8 protein-coding genes are annotated in these 18,152 nt (G+C 45.3%); 5 read left to right on the top strand and 3 right to left on the bottom strand.

The genetic code is table 11. The features are described 5' to 3' along the window. Nucleotides 1-139: 139 nt before the first annotated feature. From H6G14_RS24520 to H6G14_RS24530, 3 genes are all read left to right on the top strand, one after another. Nucleotides 140-790, top strand: coding sequence for a transthyretin-like family protein (locus H6G14_RS24520; protein WP_190570453.1), 651 nt, complete (start codon nucleotides 140-142; stop codon nucleotides 788-790). Between the two features lie 164 nt (nucleotides 791-954). Next, nucleotides 955-8,961 carry a neuraminidase-like domain-containing protein gene (locus H6G14_RS24525; RefSeq protein WP_190570455.1) on the top strand — a complete coding sequence of 2,669 codons (8,007 nt, stop codon included), beginning with the start codon at nucleotides 955-957 and terminating at the stop codon, nucleotides 8,959-8,961. 17 nt (nucleotides 8,962-8,978) lie between these two features. After that, nucleotides 8,979-12,401, top strand: a complete 3,423-nt coding sequence (locus H6G14_RS24530; RefSeq protein ID WP_190570457.1) for a Tc toxin subunit A-related protein — start codon at nucleotides 8,979-8,981, stop codon at nucleotides 12,399-12,401. 77 nt (nucleotides 12,402-12,478) lie between these two features. Here H6G14_RS24530 and H6G14_RS24535 read toward each other — a convergent pair whose 3' ends face one another. From H6G14_RS24535 to H6G14_RS24545, 3 genes are all read right to left on the bottom strand, one after another. After that, nucleotides 12,479-12,616, bottom strand: coding sequence for a hypothetical protein (locus tag H6G14_RS24535; protein WP_190570459.1), 138 nt, complete (start codon nucleotides 12,614-12,616; stop codon nucleotides 12,479-12,481). Between the two features lie 208 nt (nucleotides 12,617-12,824). Beyond that, a complete protein-coding gene (locus H6G14_RS24540) occupies nucleotides 12,825-14,330 on the bottom strand; it encodes a relaxase/mobilization nuclease domain-containing protein (protein WP_242053528.1) in 1,506 nt (501 codons plus the stop codon). Nucleotides 14,331-14,575: 245 nt separating this feature from the next. Then, a complete protein-coding gene (locus H6G14_RS24545; RefSeq protein WP_242053529.1) occupies nucleotides 14,576-15,100 on the bottom strand; it encodes a plasmid mobilization protein in 525 nt (174 codons plus the stop codon). Between the two features lie 945 nt (nucleotides 15,101-16,045). Between H6G14_RS24545 and H6G14_RS24550 the strand changes: the two genes are divergently transcribed. Next, a complete protein-coding gene (locus H6G14_RS24550; RefSeq protein WP_011316726.1) occupies nucleotides 16,046-16,630 on the top strand; it encodes a hypothetical protein in 585 nt (194 codons plus the stop codon). A 225-nt stretch (nucleotides 16,631-16,855) separates the two neighbouring features. Beyond that, nucleotides 16,856-18,100: a ParM/StbA family protein gene (locus H6G14_RS24555; protein WP_190570461.1), complete on the top strand. Its 1,245-nt coding sequence runs from the start codon at nucleotides 16,856-16,858 to the stop codon at nucleotides 18,098-18,100. Nucleotides 18,101-18,152 lie beyond the last annotated feature (52 nt).

Raw genomic sequence — 18,152 nt, forward strand, 5'->3', positions numbered from 1 at the left:
TGCAAAGGAACTTATTCACTTTAGTTTTGCGTGATTACATTGTAGAAAATCTTACCCATACTTGTGTTGCTTAGTACACATGAATGAAATTTTTTGTCAATGCGTAACTCCTAACCAAATACATTTCTGGAGTCTTCTCATGACACCACAAACATTTCAAATTAATGGACGCATCATTGACCGTAGTACCAAGAAGGGAGTCGCTAACTTGCAGATTGAAGCATGGGACAAAGATCTCATCTTCAACGATCTAGTGGGTAGTACAACGACCGACGCTGAAGTACATTTTCAAATAGAGTTCAGTCAAACTCACTATCAGGAATGTTTTGGCGATCGCCATCCCGATCTATTCTTCAAAGTTTTTCGACAAGGCAGACTCCTCACCAGCACTGAAAACTCTATACTGTGGAATCACGCAACTCCAGACACTGAAATCACCATTGAAGTTGAATTGAAACACACTCATTCCGTCAGCGATGAAGTGTTTCGCCAGGTGTACGATTCTCCCGCTTCCTTACCCGGTGCATATCAGTGGCTAACCCCCGATGAGGATGTCCGCAAAGTTGAAGAGCTCCTGGGTATGCCACTCAAAACTATTGGCGCACCCTTGTGGGTGAGTGGAGACAGTAAACGCTGTACTAATTGCGATCGCGAAACCAACTGGCTCAATATTGTCTCATCCGCATTGGATAAAGTCCACAGTCGAGAGATGATTGCCCGTGTGATTCTGGGTGAGCAAAAGTTTGTTAATTACAGAGGCACCACGAGCGATCGCAGATTAGAGGTGTGAAGGCGATCGCATGATAAATCCATCACCGAATGATCTGAATATCCAGAGACAGACTGAACGTTGTCCAAGTGCGATCACAATCTGCTTTTGAAACAAATCAGACAGCAAGTTACTAAAATCTCATCTTCAAATTAACTCAAGTCTTCCTCCAAGGAGCTTATCTCATGCCCCCCATCACCTTCCCCCTCCAAATTGGCGATAAAGGTTCTGAAGTTGTTAATCTACAAAACGGCTTATTGTTTTTGTTACGTCGCGGGTGGTTCCAACTCGAGCTACAAGAGCAACAAAAACTAGAGACGGTTTTGCTTGAAGAGCAACAACGGCAATTCTTTTCAGATAACGCTACCTATCAGTTACTCAAACGCTTTTGGGAACGGACAGGAGTACAACCTCAAATAGAAGGTGTTGACCAAGCTACAGCAGAAGCATTCAACAAAATATTGAGGGAACTCGGTGCATTTTCTAATGTTGCTGACGAAGTGCTGCCAGAAATTAATAAAAAGCTGGACGTGATCATTGGTGGCACTGAAAGATTAGGCAGCATTGACAATCAACTGGCTCAACATAGCGGTCAACTTGGCAAAATTGAAGGTAATCTTAGCAATCAAAACAGCCAACTCGGGAGTATCAATTCTAAACTTGGTGATCAAACTATCCAACTGGGCAGCATTGACTCTAAGTTAGGTGATCACACCGGTAAATTAAACAGTATTGATGCCAAGCTAGGGAACTTAGGCGACGATCGCGGTGCTATCAAATTTCTCACCCTTAACGATCGTGGCTCTGAGGTAAAAGAGCTACAAGCCGGTCTCACCAAAATCAAACTGACGATTCCTGAGAATGAACTCAGCGAGCAAGTCTTTGGAGTTGGAACCCGCGATGCGTTGCTGCAACTGCAAGCGAATTACAAGCTTGAGCGCACGGGCATGTTTGATGATGCTTCAAAAGTTGCTTTAGAAAGGGCAATCGCTGCCCTCGATGTACCCACTCATCGAGTGGAAGGGCGGATTCTGTTCGAGCATGGCTTACCCGCAGATGGGGTGACGCTGAAGCTCTATAATCGCGGCTTTGGCGGCAAAGAAGAACTGCTGAGGGAAGTCAAAACTGATTCACAAGGAATCTATGCATTGGCATACCCGGTGAATGGTAAAGCGGTCAATCTGGAAGTTCGGGCGATTGATGCTCAGGGTAAAGAAGTCTCTTTGTCTGAGACCAAACGCAACGCTAGCAAAAACGAGGTTTTGAATCTGGTCGCGCCTACCGCTGTGCAGCCCTTAGCGGCAGAATTTCAGCGTCTGACTCGCGATCTCAGCCAACAGTTGGATAACCTACAGCAATTGGGAAACGCCCAGGAAGACAACGAGCGTCAGGATTTTACCCTGCTGCATCAGGCAACCGGCTGGGATGCTCGCCTGATTGCTCTGGCATCCACGGCGGTCAAACTCAGTGCTGAAACAGGCATTCCCCAGGATGCGCTCTATGCCCTATTCCGAGTTGGCTTGCCTACCGATAAAGACCAACTGGCGCAGGTGAGTGGGTCAGTCATCGAACAGGCCATCGCTAAAGCGCGAGAATCTGGCGTTGTCAGTCTCACCGACCAGCAGGTCGCAGGGGCAAAAGCCGCCGCTGACAGCTTTGCCCGTCAAAGTCGTCGTGCCGCCATTGCACCCGGAGCCGTCTCTAATATGGGGGCGTTTCTCAACCAATCTGGCTTGGCTGATAACGAGAAAACGATCTTTGAAGACCTTTACTTTGCTCATCAAGGCGCTGAACTTTGGCAAAAAGCAGAAGAAAATGGCATCGCCCCCAAAAAAGTTGCTAGCCTGCAACTGCAAGGCAAACTGGCCTACCTGACTCTCAACAACGCCAACCTGACAGAAGTACTGCAACAGGAACTCCAATCCCCTGATCATTTGGCTCAACTGGCAGACAAAGACCTGTATCAAGCCGATGCCTGGAAAACTCGCCTCACCACTCTGGCGGGCAACAACGAGCAAACACTGCAAACTCTAATTCCTCCGATTTATGCGGGTGAGAAAATTGGCGATCGCCTCGATGCCTACGCTGCTGATCTGGCTCGTAAAGTGCGTTTGACCTACCCGACGCAAGTCGTCAGCCGCATGATTGAAAAAGATGAATTACAGCTAGGCACGCAACATAATCAACTCAAAGCGCCGGTTCGCACATTTCTGCAAAATGCCGAGCCATTGGGATTTGAGCTAGGACGCACGCCAATCGCCGCATTCATCAAGCAAAATCAGGCTGTCTTAAATGGAATTGCCCCAGAACAAGTGAGCAGCACGACAGAGAGTATCAAGCAACTGCAACGCCAATACCAAATCACCCCAACCGATGAATCGCTTAAAGTCTTGATGACTCAAGGGTTTACCTCGGCTCAGGATGTGGTGGCGTTTCCATACGATACATTTATCGAGCGCTTCGGCAAATTCTTCCCTTCCCTGGACGAAGCCCGATTGGTTTATCGCAAGGCTGAGCAGGTCAGCGCTGTCACCTTCAATTTCTTTACTGCTGCCAAGCAACTGGATAGCTCTCCTGCGACGCATGTCACCTCACCTCCTGCTAAGGTTCGCAAAGCCGCTAAAGAGGAGTTAATTAAGTATTACCCTACAATGGAAACGCTGTTCGGTTCACTGGATTTTTGCGAATGCGAACACTGTCTATCGGTGCTCAGTCCGGCGGCTTACTTTGTCGATTTGCTCCAGTTTATCGACCCCAAAACTCTGGTCTGGCAAAACTTCCTCACGGATTGGAAAGCAAAGCATGGCACCGCCGCCTATCCTTTTAAGAATCCCACAGCACAAACCAATTTTCTGAATAAATGGCGCGAAAAGCATCCCGGACAGCCTGATCCCAAAACCGAAAAAACGCCTTACGAAGTTTTGATTGAGCGCCGTCCTGATTTGCCAAACTTACCGCTAACTTGCGAGAATACGCAGACCGCATTGCCCTACATTGATATCGTCAACGAAATTCTGGAGTATTACGTTGCCAACGATCAACTGACGGCAAATAGCGGACATGACACAGGCTCTGCCACCACGCCTGAACTGCTGGCTGAACCGCAAAACATTCTGGCAGCAGCATACACCAGACTTCGGGACGCGAAATATCCCCTTACCCTACCCTTCGACCTGTGGCTGGAAACCGTCCGTCGATTTTTTGACCACTTTGAAACACCCCTTTCCCTCGTCCTGGACGTGTTGCATCCCACCGATGAACTCTTCCCGCCTGCAACCAGTTCCAAACCCTATTACCGCAGCACGATTTGGGCAGAGTCTTTGGGCATCTCACCCTCTGAATACAGCATTTTTACCAGCTTTGACCCAATGAAGTGGTACGAGTTATATGGCTACACCATCCAGGCTGAAGCCATTACCGTCGCTCAAGACGAGAATGGTCAACGAATCGACCTGAATTCTGCCAAAGCACTGTCCCGGCGGTTAGGGTTGAGTTACAAAGAATTGGTTGAACTGGTGCGAACAGGATTTGTGAATCCACAACTGGAGAAACTGGTAGTCCTCCGTAAACTCGGTGTGGATGTGGATGATGTCTTCCGCTACAAAGGACAGGCGGGCTACCCAGCCTTTACCCCAGACGAGCAAGTGGCTTTTAAGGCGCACCTCGATACGCTGACTGCTAAATTCCCTGGCTTTAATGCCGAAACCTGGCTGGATACTGCCTGGAATGATGGAGAGTTCAATCAAATTCTGCTGCTGGCAGACCCTAATGCGGGATGTAATTTTGATTTAACAACGCTCCGCTATGCAGATGGCACACCAGCCGATGGCTTGGTATTCCTGAAACTTAATTTGTTTGTGCGGCTCTGGCGAAAATTGGGTTGGACGATCGCTGAAACCGATCGCGCCCTGCAAGTATTTGTCCCGCAAACGATGCAGCCATTAACCAGCACAAACATTGGACCTGCATTCAAAACGGCATTGGTTTATCTGGCGCATCTAAAAGAGATCAGCGATCGCGTTCCTCTGGGCAAAGAGACTCGACTCAAATGGCTAACCCTATGGTCAAACCTATCAACCACAGGAAACAATCCGCTCTACGTTCAGCTTTTCTTGAAACCCAGCATTCTCAAAAATGATCCGGTTTTTGATCATCCGCTTGGTAGCTACCTTTCTAACACCAGTGTTCTAATTAAGGATCACCTGACAGCCCTACAAGGCGCATCAAATCTCACGGCTGAGGAGATAGGGCAGATTCTAGCTGCTGTTGGACAAGATCAAGCAACTGCATCGCTTTCTCTACCAAATGTTTCACTGCTTTACCGCTACAGACTTTTGGCAAAGGCTCTGAAGTTGAACGTTCACGACCTGATTACCCTCAAAGAGTTATCGGGACTCGATCCCTTTAAACCTCTCAAAGCCGAGGGCTTGACCATTCTTGATGACGATTACCCTTTCACCCAAACCCTGAAATACCTCGAAATTGCAGATAAGGTGAAGCAAAGCGGCTTCAAAATTGAAGACCTGGATTATCTGCTGCGCCATCGGTTTGATCCGGTGGGCAAATATCGAGCTAATTTGAATGCAGTGTTGGGGTTGGTCAAAACTCTGGCCACTGAAATCCTCCGTATTCAGGCTGAACATGCGATTCCTGCTGATGCTGCCAGCCTTACGGATGAGGTCTTGCGGCAAAAGCTGGCTTTGGTATTGCCAACAGATGTAGTCGAAACCTTTTTGGGAATGTGGACCGGAGCAATTGAGTATGAAGCAACGCAGAAAAATATTTTGCCTGCGAACCAGCTCGATCCGAACTCGATTTCCGATCCTGCCATTCGCCTAGTCTACAACGAGGTTCGTCAAGAGCAACGGCTGACCTTTCGGGGCGTGTTGCTGGAGACAAAGAAAACACAGCTCACAACAGCAAATCCATCCCCCTTACTGGCAACTTTACTGAACCATGTTCAAATACAAGCCAAAACATTTTTCGACAAGTATCTTGCTAGTTTCCTGAAAGGTTCCAGCGACTTTGATCTTCTGTTTACCTCAATTTCAGAAACACTGCCAGATGCAGACAAGCTGATCAAAGCGCGCGAAAAGCGGGATAAGCTTGTGCAAGCATTTTTCCCATTCTTGCAAAGTAGGCTGATCCGTCAGTTGATCGTGCAGACCCTTGCCACAGACCTGAGCGCTGATTCTGCCCTTCTGGAAGCTCTGCTGACGAACACTGCCCTGTTGACTGATCCCACCGCAACGGGTCAACATCTGCTGGAGGCGTTTGCTACAACCCATCAGCAGGGTATTAGTGCATTGTTTTTCCCATCCGCTGATGGCACAGGTACGCCTACAACTCAACGCATTTCTATGGCGGACACCACGGACAGACCAACAGGTAGCAACAGTGCGCGGTTAGAAGGCTACTTTGAGGTTCCCACTGCTGGAGCCTACCGTTTCTTTGTTGTTTTGGATAAGCAGAATGCTGAAGCGGAGTTGCAGTTTACTCACTTACCTGATCCGCTGCTACGGGGCAAAGCTTCGACCGACAGTGCTGAAATCAGCCAATTCACTGAACTCAAACCCGGTGTGCCCTATCAATTCACTCTAAATCTGCGAAATCTAGGTGATGGTAATGCCACGTTGTTGATTCAGGGCGAAACTTTGCCGAAAGACAACCTAAGTCAACTCATTTGTTATCCCCAAGCAGCCGTCGATCGCGTTCATCGTGTCCATACCCTCTTAACCAAAACGCTCCAACTGATTCAAGGCTTTGCGCTGAATGAGCGGGAAGTTCGTTACCTGCTCACCCACGCAACTGACTTTGGCAATCTCAATCTCAGCCTACTGCCAACTCGTTCGGCGGATAGTTCACCTGCGATCGCTGCTGCCCTATTCCAGCAAGTTCTGCATCTGGCAGACTACACCCAGCTAAAGCGCGATTTGGCAGGTGACACGGATGATATGATTAGCCTTTTTGAGAATGCTCGTCGAACCTATCCTGCTTCGTTGAGTGAAGATGATACAAAAGATAAGCATCTCAATAGCTTGTACGAACGCATTTCCGCCATGACAAGACGGGATAAGTTGATCGTTCAAGCCGTTGCTCAGCATTTAGGATTTACGGCTGAAGCGACTCTGGCAGGCGAGGAACGGCGAGTCACTGCGGCTGATTTTGCTCAAGCGCAAGGCATTGAACGGTTGTGGGAGATGCTGCAAGTGGTTGAAAAGTTTGGGGTTTCTATTGCAGCCCTGGTGCGTTGGACAGAAATCGTCAGTTCAACTAAGACGAATGATGAACGATTTGCGATCGCCCGTGACTTGAGAAATACCATCAACGGCAAGTATGAACCCGAAACCTGGCAGCAGATCGCTAAACCCATTTTCGATAAACTCCGTCAGCGCCAGCGAGATACATTAGTAGCATATATCCTACCGCGCAAAGGGTTCGATCGCCTAGAGCAACTGTTTGAGTATTTCTTAATTGATCCAGGCATGGAACCCGTTGTGCAAACATCACGGATTCGTTTGGCGATCTCTTCAGTACAACTCTTTATCCAACGGTGTTTACTAAATTTGGAACCGCAAGTGCAGCCCACTGCCATCAACTCTAAACACTGGCAGTGGATGAAACGGTATCGTGTTTGGGAAGCCAATCGCAAGATCTTCCTCTATCCCGAAAACTGGTTAGAGCCAGAATTCCGCGATGACAAAACCAATTTATTCCAGGAACTGGAAAGCGCTCTTCTGCAAAGCGACATTTCCAACGATCTGGCAGAAGATGCCTTCTTCAACTACTTGAAAAAACTGGAGGAACTGGCTCGACTGGAAATTATGACGATGTACGTTGAGGAGAAACCCCTCGATCCCGCATCCAATACCCTGCACGTAATTGGGCGCACCTACAGTATTCCCCACAAATATTTCTACCGTCGCTATGCTCATCAGATGTGGACGCCTTGGGAACCCGTCACAGCCCAGATCGAAGGTGATCATATTGCTGCTGTAGTTTGGCGCGATCGCCTGCACCTGTTCTGGGTGACATTTTTAGAGGGTGCAACCTCCGATTCGAGCGGTGCAGGCAGTGGTGGGGATCGGAACTTGACCGACTTCAAATTTAACGAACTGATTTCGACTGCCAATCAGACAACCCAGAGAGAAATCAAGATTCAATTGAACTGGAGTGAATTCTTCCAGGGAAAATGGACAACCCGCGAATCAGGTGGTTTCGGTAATCCAGTTCGTGCTACAGTCGATAGCTCTTTCGATAAAGAACAAGTATTTATCCATGTCACCAAAGATTACGACGAAGAGGGTGAAGAACGAGGGGTCAGAATCAATCTGCTTCGCTTCTTCTTATTTGCTGGTGCTTTCCGCGTCGTGAGCAAAAACGGTACGCCGGAAGTCACAGATTGGACAGATTATTTTGATGTTCCCTACTCATGGAGTGGTTTGCAGGCTACTCAGCTAAGAGGAAACAATGCATTACAAGTTAGCTTTGTAGAACGCATTGAAACCGTCAACGGTGGACAACCAACACCCACCAGCACAACTAAACCGATTTTGCAGCAAGGCAGTGCTTTTTCACTCCTGCTGCCCAGTAACCCAAGGCAGTTACCGACGACCGAAGTGAGCGGACTTGTTAGTCCCTTCTTCTATCAGGACAGCCAGCATACCTTTTTTGTTGAGCCGACTTTAACTGAAACAACCATCGATCGCTGGGAGGAATGGGTCGTGACCAAACCAAAACCAGTGCCAAAATATGATGACGATTGGTGGCAGCAGATTCCTGTGATACCGGTGGTTCCTTATAAACCAATTCCGATTCCCAACCCCATTGATCCGATTGCGAAGTTCCCGATCAACCCCGGTCGAGATTGGGTGGTCAATCCTAGCACGATGCTTCAAGTCGGCGGAACCTTCATCGGACAGCAAGGCGGAGTGAATCCTGCAACCCTGCCTGCGATCGGCAATATAAGCGGCATGAATGGAGCAATTTCCCAAGGGAGAAACGGTGCTAACGCTAATGTTCGAGCAGGTGATACAGGCGAACTTGCCTTAATGAATTCCAATCTTTCGCTCAATGTGATCGACAGCAATGGGTTGAATTCAGCCATGCTGGACAACATTAGTGCCAACATTAGTGCCAACCTGAGCGCCAATTTTAATGCAAACATGAGCGATCGCTTGATGCGCCGCTAAACAAGGAGATTGCCAACATGAAAACTAGAGACTTAAGTCAATTTCACGGTTACTACGACGCTAAAGTTCGACCTTACTTGGGATATAGGGGCGATCGCGGTTGGACAACAGAAGTGCAACGCAAACACACTACCATTCAAGAACGCAAGCTCAGCTACCAGTTTTATCCCCACTTCCATCCCTACACCGCAGAACTGGTACAGCGGTTGATTGCCAAATCTATTTCGGGATTGCAAGCAACTGATACCGAGTATCTACAAAACGCTGACGGCTCATTGAAGGTCTTCCCATCGAATTATCCTAACGAGGCTTTACGCGGTAAACCAATTCCAAAACTCTATGCCGAAATTTTTTCTGCGACTCGTTACAATCCCTCAGATCTGGTCACACAACCCCATCCGGTCAAAGATCTGGATTTCAGATCCAGTGGAGCCTATGCCGTTTACAACTGGGAACTGTTTTACCATGTGCCGATTACGATCGCGATTCACCTCAGCAAGAACCAGCGCTTTGAAGAAGCTCAACGCTGGTTCCATTACATCTTTGATCCCACAGACGACAGCGATGGTCCCACACCCGAACGCTTCTGGAAAGTTAAACCTTTCCAGTATACCGATGTGAAATTGATTGAAGATATTCTGGTGAATCTTTCTAGCGGTGCCGATGTCAAACTTCAGAAGGATACTGTCAACAGCATCAATGCCCTGAAAGATGCTCCGTTTCGTCCTCATGTGGTTGCCCGCTATCGCCAGTCTGCTTATATGTTCAAGACCGTCATGGCATACCTCGATAACTTGATCGATTGGGGTGATAGCCTTTTCCGCCAGGATACGGGTGAAAGCATTAATGAAGCCACGATGTTTTATGTGCTGGCAGCCAATATTTTAGGTCCTCGCCCCCAGGCAGTTCCGAAGAAGGGATCGGTGCGTCCCCAAACTTATGACAATCTCCGCAAAGACCTGGATGCATTGGGTAATGTCCTGCGCGAAGTCGAAACCGATATCCCGTTTGATCTGACTCCCCATCCTATAGAAGCCGCAAATTTAGATCAAACTGTCACCCTCAAGAGCCTTGGCAACGCGCTCTATTTTGGCATTCCCCGCAATGATAAGTTGCTCAGCTATTGGGATACAGTTACCGATCGCCTATTCAAAATTCGCAATAGCCTCAACATTCAGGGCATCTTCCGGCAACTGCCCCTGTTTGAACCGCCGATCGATCCAGCCCTTCTGGCAAGAGCCGCCGCTGCGGGGTTAGATGTCGGTGCCGTGATCAGTGGTATCAATCAACCCCTCCCACTGGTTCGTTTCCAGGTGCTGATTCAAAAAGCCTCAGAAATTTGTCAGGAAGTGAAATCACTGGGAAACAACTTGCTATCCGCTATGGAGAAAGAAGACAACGAAGCGATCGCCATGCTCCGCGCCAAACACGACCAACTGATGTTAGGACTGGCAGAAACCGTGAAATACGCTCAGTGGCAGGAAGCGATCAAAACCCGTGAAGGGTTAGAGAAATCCTTGGCAAATGCGGCTCAGCGCTACATCTACTACGAACGATTGTTAGGTAAGCAAGAGAGTGAAATTCAAATCCCCCAATTAGATGGTTTAGACAAAACTAATCTGGAGAGGATGCAGTTTCAGCAGGAAGAACCATCCGTTGATTTACGTCCAATCGATGTGAGTATTGCTCCAGATCTTAGCGGTGAAGGCGGAGGGAAAAAGCTGAATGTTCAAGAAGTGGAGGAGATGTCTAAGCTAAAAGCGTCCCGTGAACAGCACGATACAGCTGCGACTATCGATAAAGTTGGTGGAGCTTTAGCAATAATTCCTGACTTTACTTTTAATATTCAACCGTTTGGTGCAGGTTCATCCATTGGAGCAATCGGTGGAGGCAAGCTCTCAACCATCATGTCATTTGTTTCCAGTTTTCATAAGACTGAGGCTGACAAACTAACCTACGAAGCTGGGAAAACTTCGAAAGTCGGTTCCTACTCTCGTCGTGAACAGGAATGGGCATTCCAGAGCAATATGATCGCTGGAGAAATCACTCAAACCTTGAAACAGCTCCGTGCAGCTCAAATTCGAGAAGCGATCGCCGAGCGAGAATGGAAAAATCACCAACGGCAAATCAAAAACGCTCAGGAAATTGAACAGTTTCTCAATGGTGAAGAAACACAGATTGGCAATCAAAAACATAAAAAAGTCAGTACTCAGGCTTTCTACACCTGGATCAAACGAGAAGTCAAAGGTCTCTATAGCCAGTGCTTCCAATTTGCCTTTGATGTGGCTAAAAAAGCTGAACGCGCTCTACAACACGAATTGGGCAACCCATCTTTAAGCTATCTGCAAGTGGGTTATCTGTCTGGCAAGGAAGGTTTGTTGGCAGGTGAAAAGCTTTACCTGGATATCAAGCGCATGGAAATGGCATACCACGACCTGAATCAGCGTGAGTATGAACTAACCAAACATGTGAGTCTGCTGCAAATCAACCCTCTAGAACTGCTCAAACTTCGGGCAACTGGACGCTGCACAGTAACACTGCCTGAAGAACTATTCGACATGGATTGCCCAGGTCACTACTTTCGGCGCATCAAAAATGCGGCAATTACCATTCCCTGTGTAACCGGACCTTATACCAGCGTCAACTGCACCCTGACATTAACAAAGAGCAGCATTCGTAAGAGTGCATTAATCGGCGATGAATATGCCCGCGTTGATGCGGAAGATTCTCGATTCAGCGATTATTTTGGTAGTTTGCAATCGATCGTCACCAGCACCGGACAAAACGATAGCGGATTGTTTGAAACAAACCTGCGAGACGAACGCTACCTGCCCTTTGAGGGGTCAGGCGTGATTAGTGAATGGCAATTACAACTGCCTGCCAATCCGGGCAACAATGATCCACTTCAGTTTGACTACAACACAATCTCTGATGTGATTCTGCATTTGCGCTATACCGCCCGCGAGGGAGGAGACTTGTTGAAAAATGGACAAAAGGGCGCACTTGCAAACCTCAAAAATCGAATTGAAGCGGCTCAGGCGACAGGCTCAGTGCGTCTATTCTCACTCAAGCACGAATTTCCAACCGAGTGGGCGAAGTTTAAAGGCATAAAAATTGCAGGGGCAATCACTGAGGCGGAAGTTGCCCTTGACATCCGCGCAGAACACTTTCCCTACTGGAGCAAAGGCAGATTAGACTCTATCAAAACGATCGGTTTCTATACCCAAGGCGCTACAGGCGCGATCCCTCAATCCCCCAGTAGCTTTGAGGTAGAGGTCACAACTCATAAACCAGATGGCACAACCGCTAAAGAAACTTTAACTGCACCGACAAACATCACTCTCCCCAAATCACCCAACAAATTTACGCTCAAGCTAAAACCACGTTTCAATATCAATTCAATAGATGACCTTTGGTTAGCATTAACCTGGGGCAAGTAAGTTCAGAATTTCTTTTTAAGAGATCTTTGTTTAGCAAGCGTTGATGTAAGGTTACAGGTTGATGTCACTATTTTGCTTTAGTCTGATAACCGGACATAGAAGAATCGGGCAATCCCTCGATTATTTAGCCAATCCTTGACCTCAGGAGTTAGCCGATCGATTGTTGCCCCATGAGTTGCAGCGTCTCTTAGAAAAAGTAAAACGGCTTCTGGCACCTCATTAGATTTAAGGCTATTCCAGGCAGTTGAAAGATTACCAATTGCCTGGTCGATTTGCTCAAATTGCTGAGCGTCTTTGGGAAAATCTTATTATTCAAATCTCACTGTTCTGTGGGTACAAGATGCTGTTTTGAATACTTCAATTGTGTATTTATTTATAGTAATAGAGGCACTGTAGATTAAATTCTCTCTACCAGCAGATTTTCTACTGCTCAATACCTCTTTGCGATCGCTGTTGATTGATTAATGCTTGTTGGGTAAAAAAACACAGACTTTCAATCTGCTCAATTTCGTTTCTTGTTAATCGAGTTGGTATCTCTTCGTACCAGTTTCCCTGACTGTAGCAGGTTTGCATCATAGGGGTATTATCCCCATGACGGTAAACACTCAGAGTATTGCTATCTAAGCTGGCACTCAATTCCCGTCCTTTGATACGGGAGTTATTGGTAACAAGCATATAGTCAGTGATTATAGAAGGCAAATGTTTGAGAGTAGAAGGCAGAAGGGTAAGAGAAGGGGGAGTAGGGGAAGATTGCTCTTCCAGGAATTGTTTAGCAGTGAGACCGTTTTCTTCTGAAATATCCTGTTGTGGGCACTGTTTTTGGGGATGCGGCTGAACTTTTTTCTTAGTGTTATTTGCTTCCGAAGTGGGGTTATCTTCTGATTTGGGTTGTATTATCGAAATCTCATCTAGATAATCACTGTTTAGTATGTATGTACTAATAGGTTTTTTGGAGTTACTATCGGTATCGCCATTGCTATCACTTGTACTGCTGTTAGTAGCTTTATCGGTATAAAAGGACTCTTTGTTACTTGTGCTATTAGTATTGATGCGGTTAATTGCTCTGGCTTTAGCTTTTTGAATTACTTCTATATCTTTATCTGGGTCGTACGTGATTCCATATTCAGACCGCAGTTTGTTCCAGCTATAAGGTTTGTATACTTGATAACCTGCAATTTTGACATCATTATGAATGTAGGTAAAGCCTAGTAGTTCTTCCCCCTGCATCTTAGGCAATACTCCAATGTTGTTTTCCTCCAGGCGTTCAATGAACGTAGAGACGGTGGGACTATCCTTAATGGCTTCTCCTATTGCTTGGCGAATAATTTCCTTACTTGTTGGGGTTTTGTGCTTACTGTTGACTGCTCTAATACTTTTTGATCGGTTGGGACTGATGAGTGTAATTATTCCGTACTCTTGCTCTAACCTAGAGGCGACGGCTTCATTTGTTGTCGGTGTTACTTCCAATCCTAGTTCCGCCGCGATGCGTCTAGTAGAGACTTGGGATCTGAAATAATCATAGGAATCATTAACTAAACTACCATCTAACCGAATCCGGGAAGCGATTATATGCAGGTGTTCGTGGTTGCGATCGTGGTGGCGTACTGCAACAAACTGACTGGTAGCTGCTACAGATGATTCTTCCTTGGGCAAGTATCCCATATCTTTGAGATATTCTCGTGTTACATAACTGTACTGACTGTCCGATAAATGCTCGTGGTAGTTGGGGCGGTGTGCGATTGAGATGATGAGGTGAGCGCACTGCCGTTTAACTGCTTTGTTGGTGTACTTGATGGTGAGAAACTGCTGGTTAAATTCATCTGGCTTTGTTCCCATCATATTAGTATTGACAATCGCAGCATCATCTTTCCCCAAGACATACTTGAGCGTGTCGAGAAAATTGGGTTTTTTGTAGATGACGGGAATCAAGTTGAGTTTAGGGTTTAGTAGCTAAGAACGTTTTTTCAACCTAGCAATTCTACTTAGAAATGCAAAGAACTTGACTGTAAAGATTTGAACAAAGTTTAATGATTACCTAATCTCAACTAATATCAATAAACAAAATAGAGATTTATCGCTTCTAAATTTTTCTACTTTCTATATATATCGGCATTTATATCGAAGTATTCAAATTTGAATACTTCGATATTGATTAGTATAAGTTCTCAACAAGCTTATTTTTCAACTTCTTGGTTGTGTACAGGATTCCCAGCGTCTTGTTTAGAGCCTGCGAGCTCTATATTAAATGCAGCAGCAATGGTTTTATCTACGAGTGCGATCGCAATTTCGACTTGGTTAATAATTTGTTGGTTGTTTGTTTCCTTGGCAAGGTGAGATAACATCATCAGTTCGCTTTTGAGGGTTCCTGCCGTAGCACGGATGGTTATTACATCTGCGGGTGGTTTTGCTGCTAGCACTCGTCTTAACCCACATGAACGTAGATACTCAGATGCCGTTTGTCCTGTGGCGGTGGCTTTCTCCTCAATGGCGTTTTTTTCTTCCTCAAAGACGTATACCTTAACTAATTTGGTTCGTTTAGCAGGCCTATTTACCATACCTTGTTTAATCATTGGACTGGGGGAAGTATCACGCTTTTCTGTACTGTGCCAGGGAACTTGTTGGACAACCAAAAGTTCCACTTTTCTCACGCACACTACCATTGCGGATAATATAGCCGTTATCCTTGGTATAACTGACATTGCGGCTATATGGCTCTCGTAATAGTACTGCAACTGCTGTGAAATCGCTTTTACAAGCATTATGCTGTTAGGGTCGAACTATGCGATCGCAGATTATTATCTATGTAAAAATACTTGCTTCATTATAAAATCTAGTCTTTATTTCCTGTCCTTAACTAGAGAAGGAGAATATTGTGTTTTTTGTTAAAAATAATACATATTTTATTTATTGTAGAATGCTGAGAGCCGTGCAGTAATCGTGCCATTGTAGTTATAAAAAAGATTATCAGTCAATAATCAAGTGTGCGATCGTGAAATTTTACCTAAGTATATAAACTTAATTTAATGTATAAAATCAACTGAAAATGATTTGTTTAAAATTGAGCGTATATTAATTAGATTAGGTTTGTACTACAATTTTGTATTTTTGTAGCATATAAAAATATGAGTTGTATAGAACTTATTATCAATTAATTGTAATTATTGATAATAAATCTAGGTTGAAATAGGCCCATTTGCCATACCTTGTTTACTATCATGATTGCACCAAGTGCGAGGGTAGGATGTAGTAGAGCGTGCAGTGAGTACGGGAAAAGTAAGCAGAGAGTAAGCGGTGAGTACTAGGGAAGTGCGTGTGTCTTATGTAGGTCTAATTTAAATGGAAAAAGTATACTAAATCAATAATTTAACTAATAAATAGAGATTTTTTACCACTTAGTCAGTGAGTACTCGGCAAGTTGCGGGAGAGTACTGAGGAAGTAGCTTGGGGCGTACAGATATAGTAATTTTAGTCACTTTTACATTACTGGAAATGTTGATTAAGCCTATCAAATAAGTGGTTTTAATATTACTAATTACTACATTATGTAGTATAAAATTGGCTAATTGTAATTTGAATTAATTAGGTTAAAAGTTGAGATTGTTTTATTACTGTTGATTGTTGTAACTAACTCGGAGGGGGGAATTATGCCAAGGAAGGTGCAATCAGATTATGTAGAATTGTCAGTGGCAAGAAAGAAAGGTTCTAGTGAAGCGAGATTGTTGCAATACCTGAAGGACAGTGAAAAGGGAGGGGGGGATATGATAATGGAGGCGATAATTCCCCTCTATCTCCCCTATATGCTCTACTCAGAGGGTGTAAGGGGTGAAAAATTATCTTCGTGCGTATTAGATGCGATCGCGCAGTTGGAAGTACAAATAATTAAGATGAAACGGGCTTTCGGGATGGAGGGACTTGCCCAAGTAGTGCTAGTGCAGCCTTATGGTAGTGGACTTCCCACTTCTGCTGCAACTACCACACAACCTCATGGTAGTGGAGTTTTTTCTCTGATAGCTGCAACTGATATTCAGGCTCAAGCAGAGAAGAGTGCGAGTTTTTTTACGGGCGTAGTTTCGACCGATGATGTTTCTGTTTCATCAGAGGTGCCGCTTGTTGTGGAGGAACAGTCTTTTCAAGAGGAAGATTTGGATGATGATTTCTTCAATGATGATGAAGATGATGTGATTGCTAAAGCAGAGATAGAAGTTGATCCGGGATTTCGTTTAGAGTAAGGAAACTGTATCCAGCGATCTCATTTGTAGATTGTCCACCCTATAGATTTGGGTATCAAGGTGGTGAGGTCATCGTCTGCGCTGCAAAAAAAAATGGATGATAATTGTAAAATTTTTTCTAAGACAGGGTAATACTGCTGTAAAGTAAGCCTTTTTCCATACCGAGTTAATACTTATAAAGGTTAAATTGTAAGCAATAGCAGAGATGAATTGAAACCTTTATATATGCCCAAAACTAAGGAGAAATCAGATTTAAAAAAGATAGTAATTACGATTGATATGGGTGCGAGTAAAACCAAGGCTATCGTTCAGGAGTATCCAGAAGGAAAGCCTGTTGTTTTACTTTTAGACTCAGAAATAGCGGATGTTGCTAAAGCCTCAGTTGAAAGCGTCCAACAAGAAGGTAGTCCTGAATCTCGTGCTTGGGTAGGAATTGGTGATGAGTATTACGCCTTGGGAGAACTTGCTCGTCGTCGGTTTGGGGGTATATCGCAACTGAGGGAGCTAAAGTACGAACTAGCAGTTCCCAAAATTTGCGGAGCATTTTGGCTGGCTAAGGAGAAGTTGAACCTGGGTAATGATGTTGCAGCTTACTTGAGTGTCCTGCTGCCGCCGGGTGAAGTGCAAGACAAGGAACAGTTACAAATTCGGTTGAAGGATACGTTTCGGGGGTTTGATACACCAGCAGGTAAGATGCGGGTGAAAATGCTTCGTTATGATGCAGCTTCTGAAGGTAGTGGAATATTTTTCCACCGTAGGCGAACGCTTGGCGATCGTGTACCTGTTTCGATGTACGTAATGCTTGGTTATCGCAACGCGAGTATTTTCACCTTTCGGAGTGGTTCGATTGGCGCAGGAATAACCAGCAATTTTGGTATGTCTTGGTTAGTAAATAATTTGATTTCCAAAACATCGGGACTGAGCCCTGATAATTCCAATATTATTGAGGTACTGATAGAAGCTGGAGCCAGTTGTGACCCCCAGGTGATGCAAAAACTCTCACGCAAGCGCAAAGGTGATGAGATTCAACTTGATGGAGAGTCGATGTCCAAAGCTTTATTACTTGCTAGAGACGAATATTGGCGTGCGATCGCCAGGTGGTTGCGCTCAAAGATGGATGAGGATATTGAAGAACTAGTATTTTGCGGAGGAACTGCGGATTACATTCGTCCTGAAATAGATGCTTACTTCCAGAAAGAGGGGATTAAAGTATCCTGGCACGCTAATATTTTTATACCTGATGAAATATCTTCTGGTATGGGCAATCGGATCGCGGATGTTTGGGCTTTCCACCAGCATATGATTATTCAGTTTGATAAGTTAACTGGTTATATACGCTCTGAGGTTGTACTGCTAACTAAATCTGTTGAAGGTAATACAAATAATGCAGGTGCAGAAGTCAAACGTAGGTATAACTTTACACCTTGTGAGCGGCCTAGTACCTTTATTGCTGTAAACGAGAATGTTTGATAGGTTCAGACAAAAATCAATGTAGTAAAAAAAGAATCAGCTAGAATGAAGT

Origin of the sequence: Nostoc parmelioides FACHB-3921 (assembly GCF_014696625.1) — a bacterium.
Lineage (GTDB): Bacteria > Cyanobacteriota > Cyanobacteriia > Cyanobacteriales > Nostocaceae > Trichormus > Trichormus parmelioides.

Excerpts from the sequence above, each read along its gene's own strand:
- H6G14_RS24520 (WP_190570453.1), top strand. The coding sequence starts at position 140 with ATGACACCACAAACATTTCAAATTAATGGACGCATCATTGACCGTAGT.
- H6G14_RS24525 (WP_190570455.1), top strand. The coding sequence starts at position 955 with ATGCCCCCCATCACCTTCCCCCTCCAAATTGGCGATAAAGGTTCTGAA.
- H6G14_RS24530 (WP_190570457.1), top strand. The coding sequence starts at position 8,979 with ATGAAAACTAGAGACTTAAGTCAATTTCACGGTTACTACGACGCTAAA.
- H6G14_RS24545 (WP_242053529.1), bottom strand. The coding sequence starts at position 15,100 with ATGTCAGTTATACCAAGGATAACGGCTATATTATCCGCAATGGTAGTG.
- H6G14_RS24550 (WP_011316726.1), top strand. The coding sequence starts at position 16,046 with ATGCCAAGGAAGGTGCAATCAGATTATGTAGAATTGTCAGTGGCAAGA.
- H6G14_RS24555 (WP_190570461.1), top strand. The coding sequence starts at position 16,856 with ATGCCCAAAACTAAGGAGAAATCAGATTTAAAAAAGATAGTAATTACG.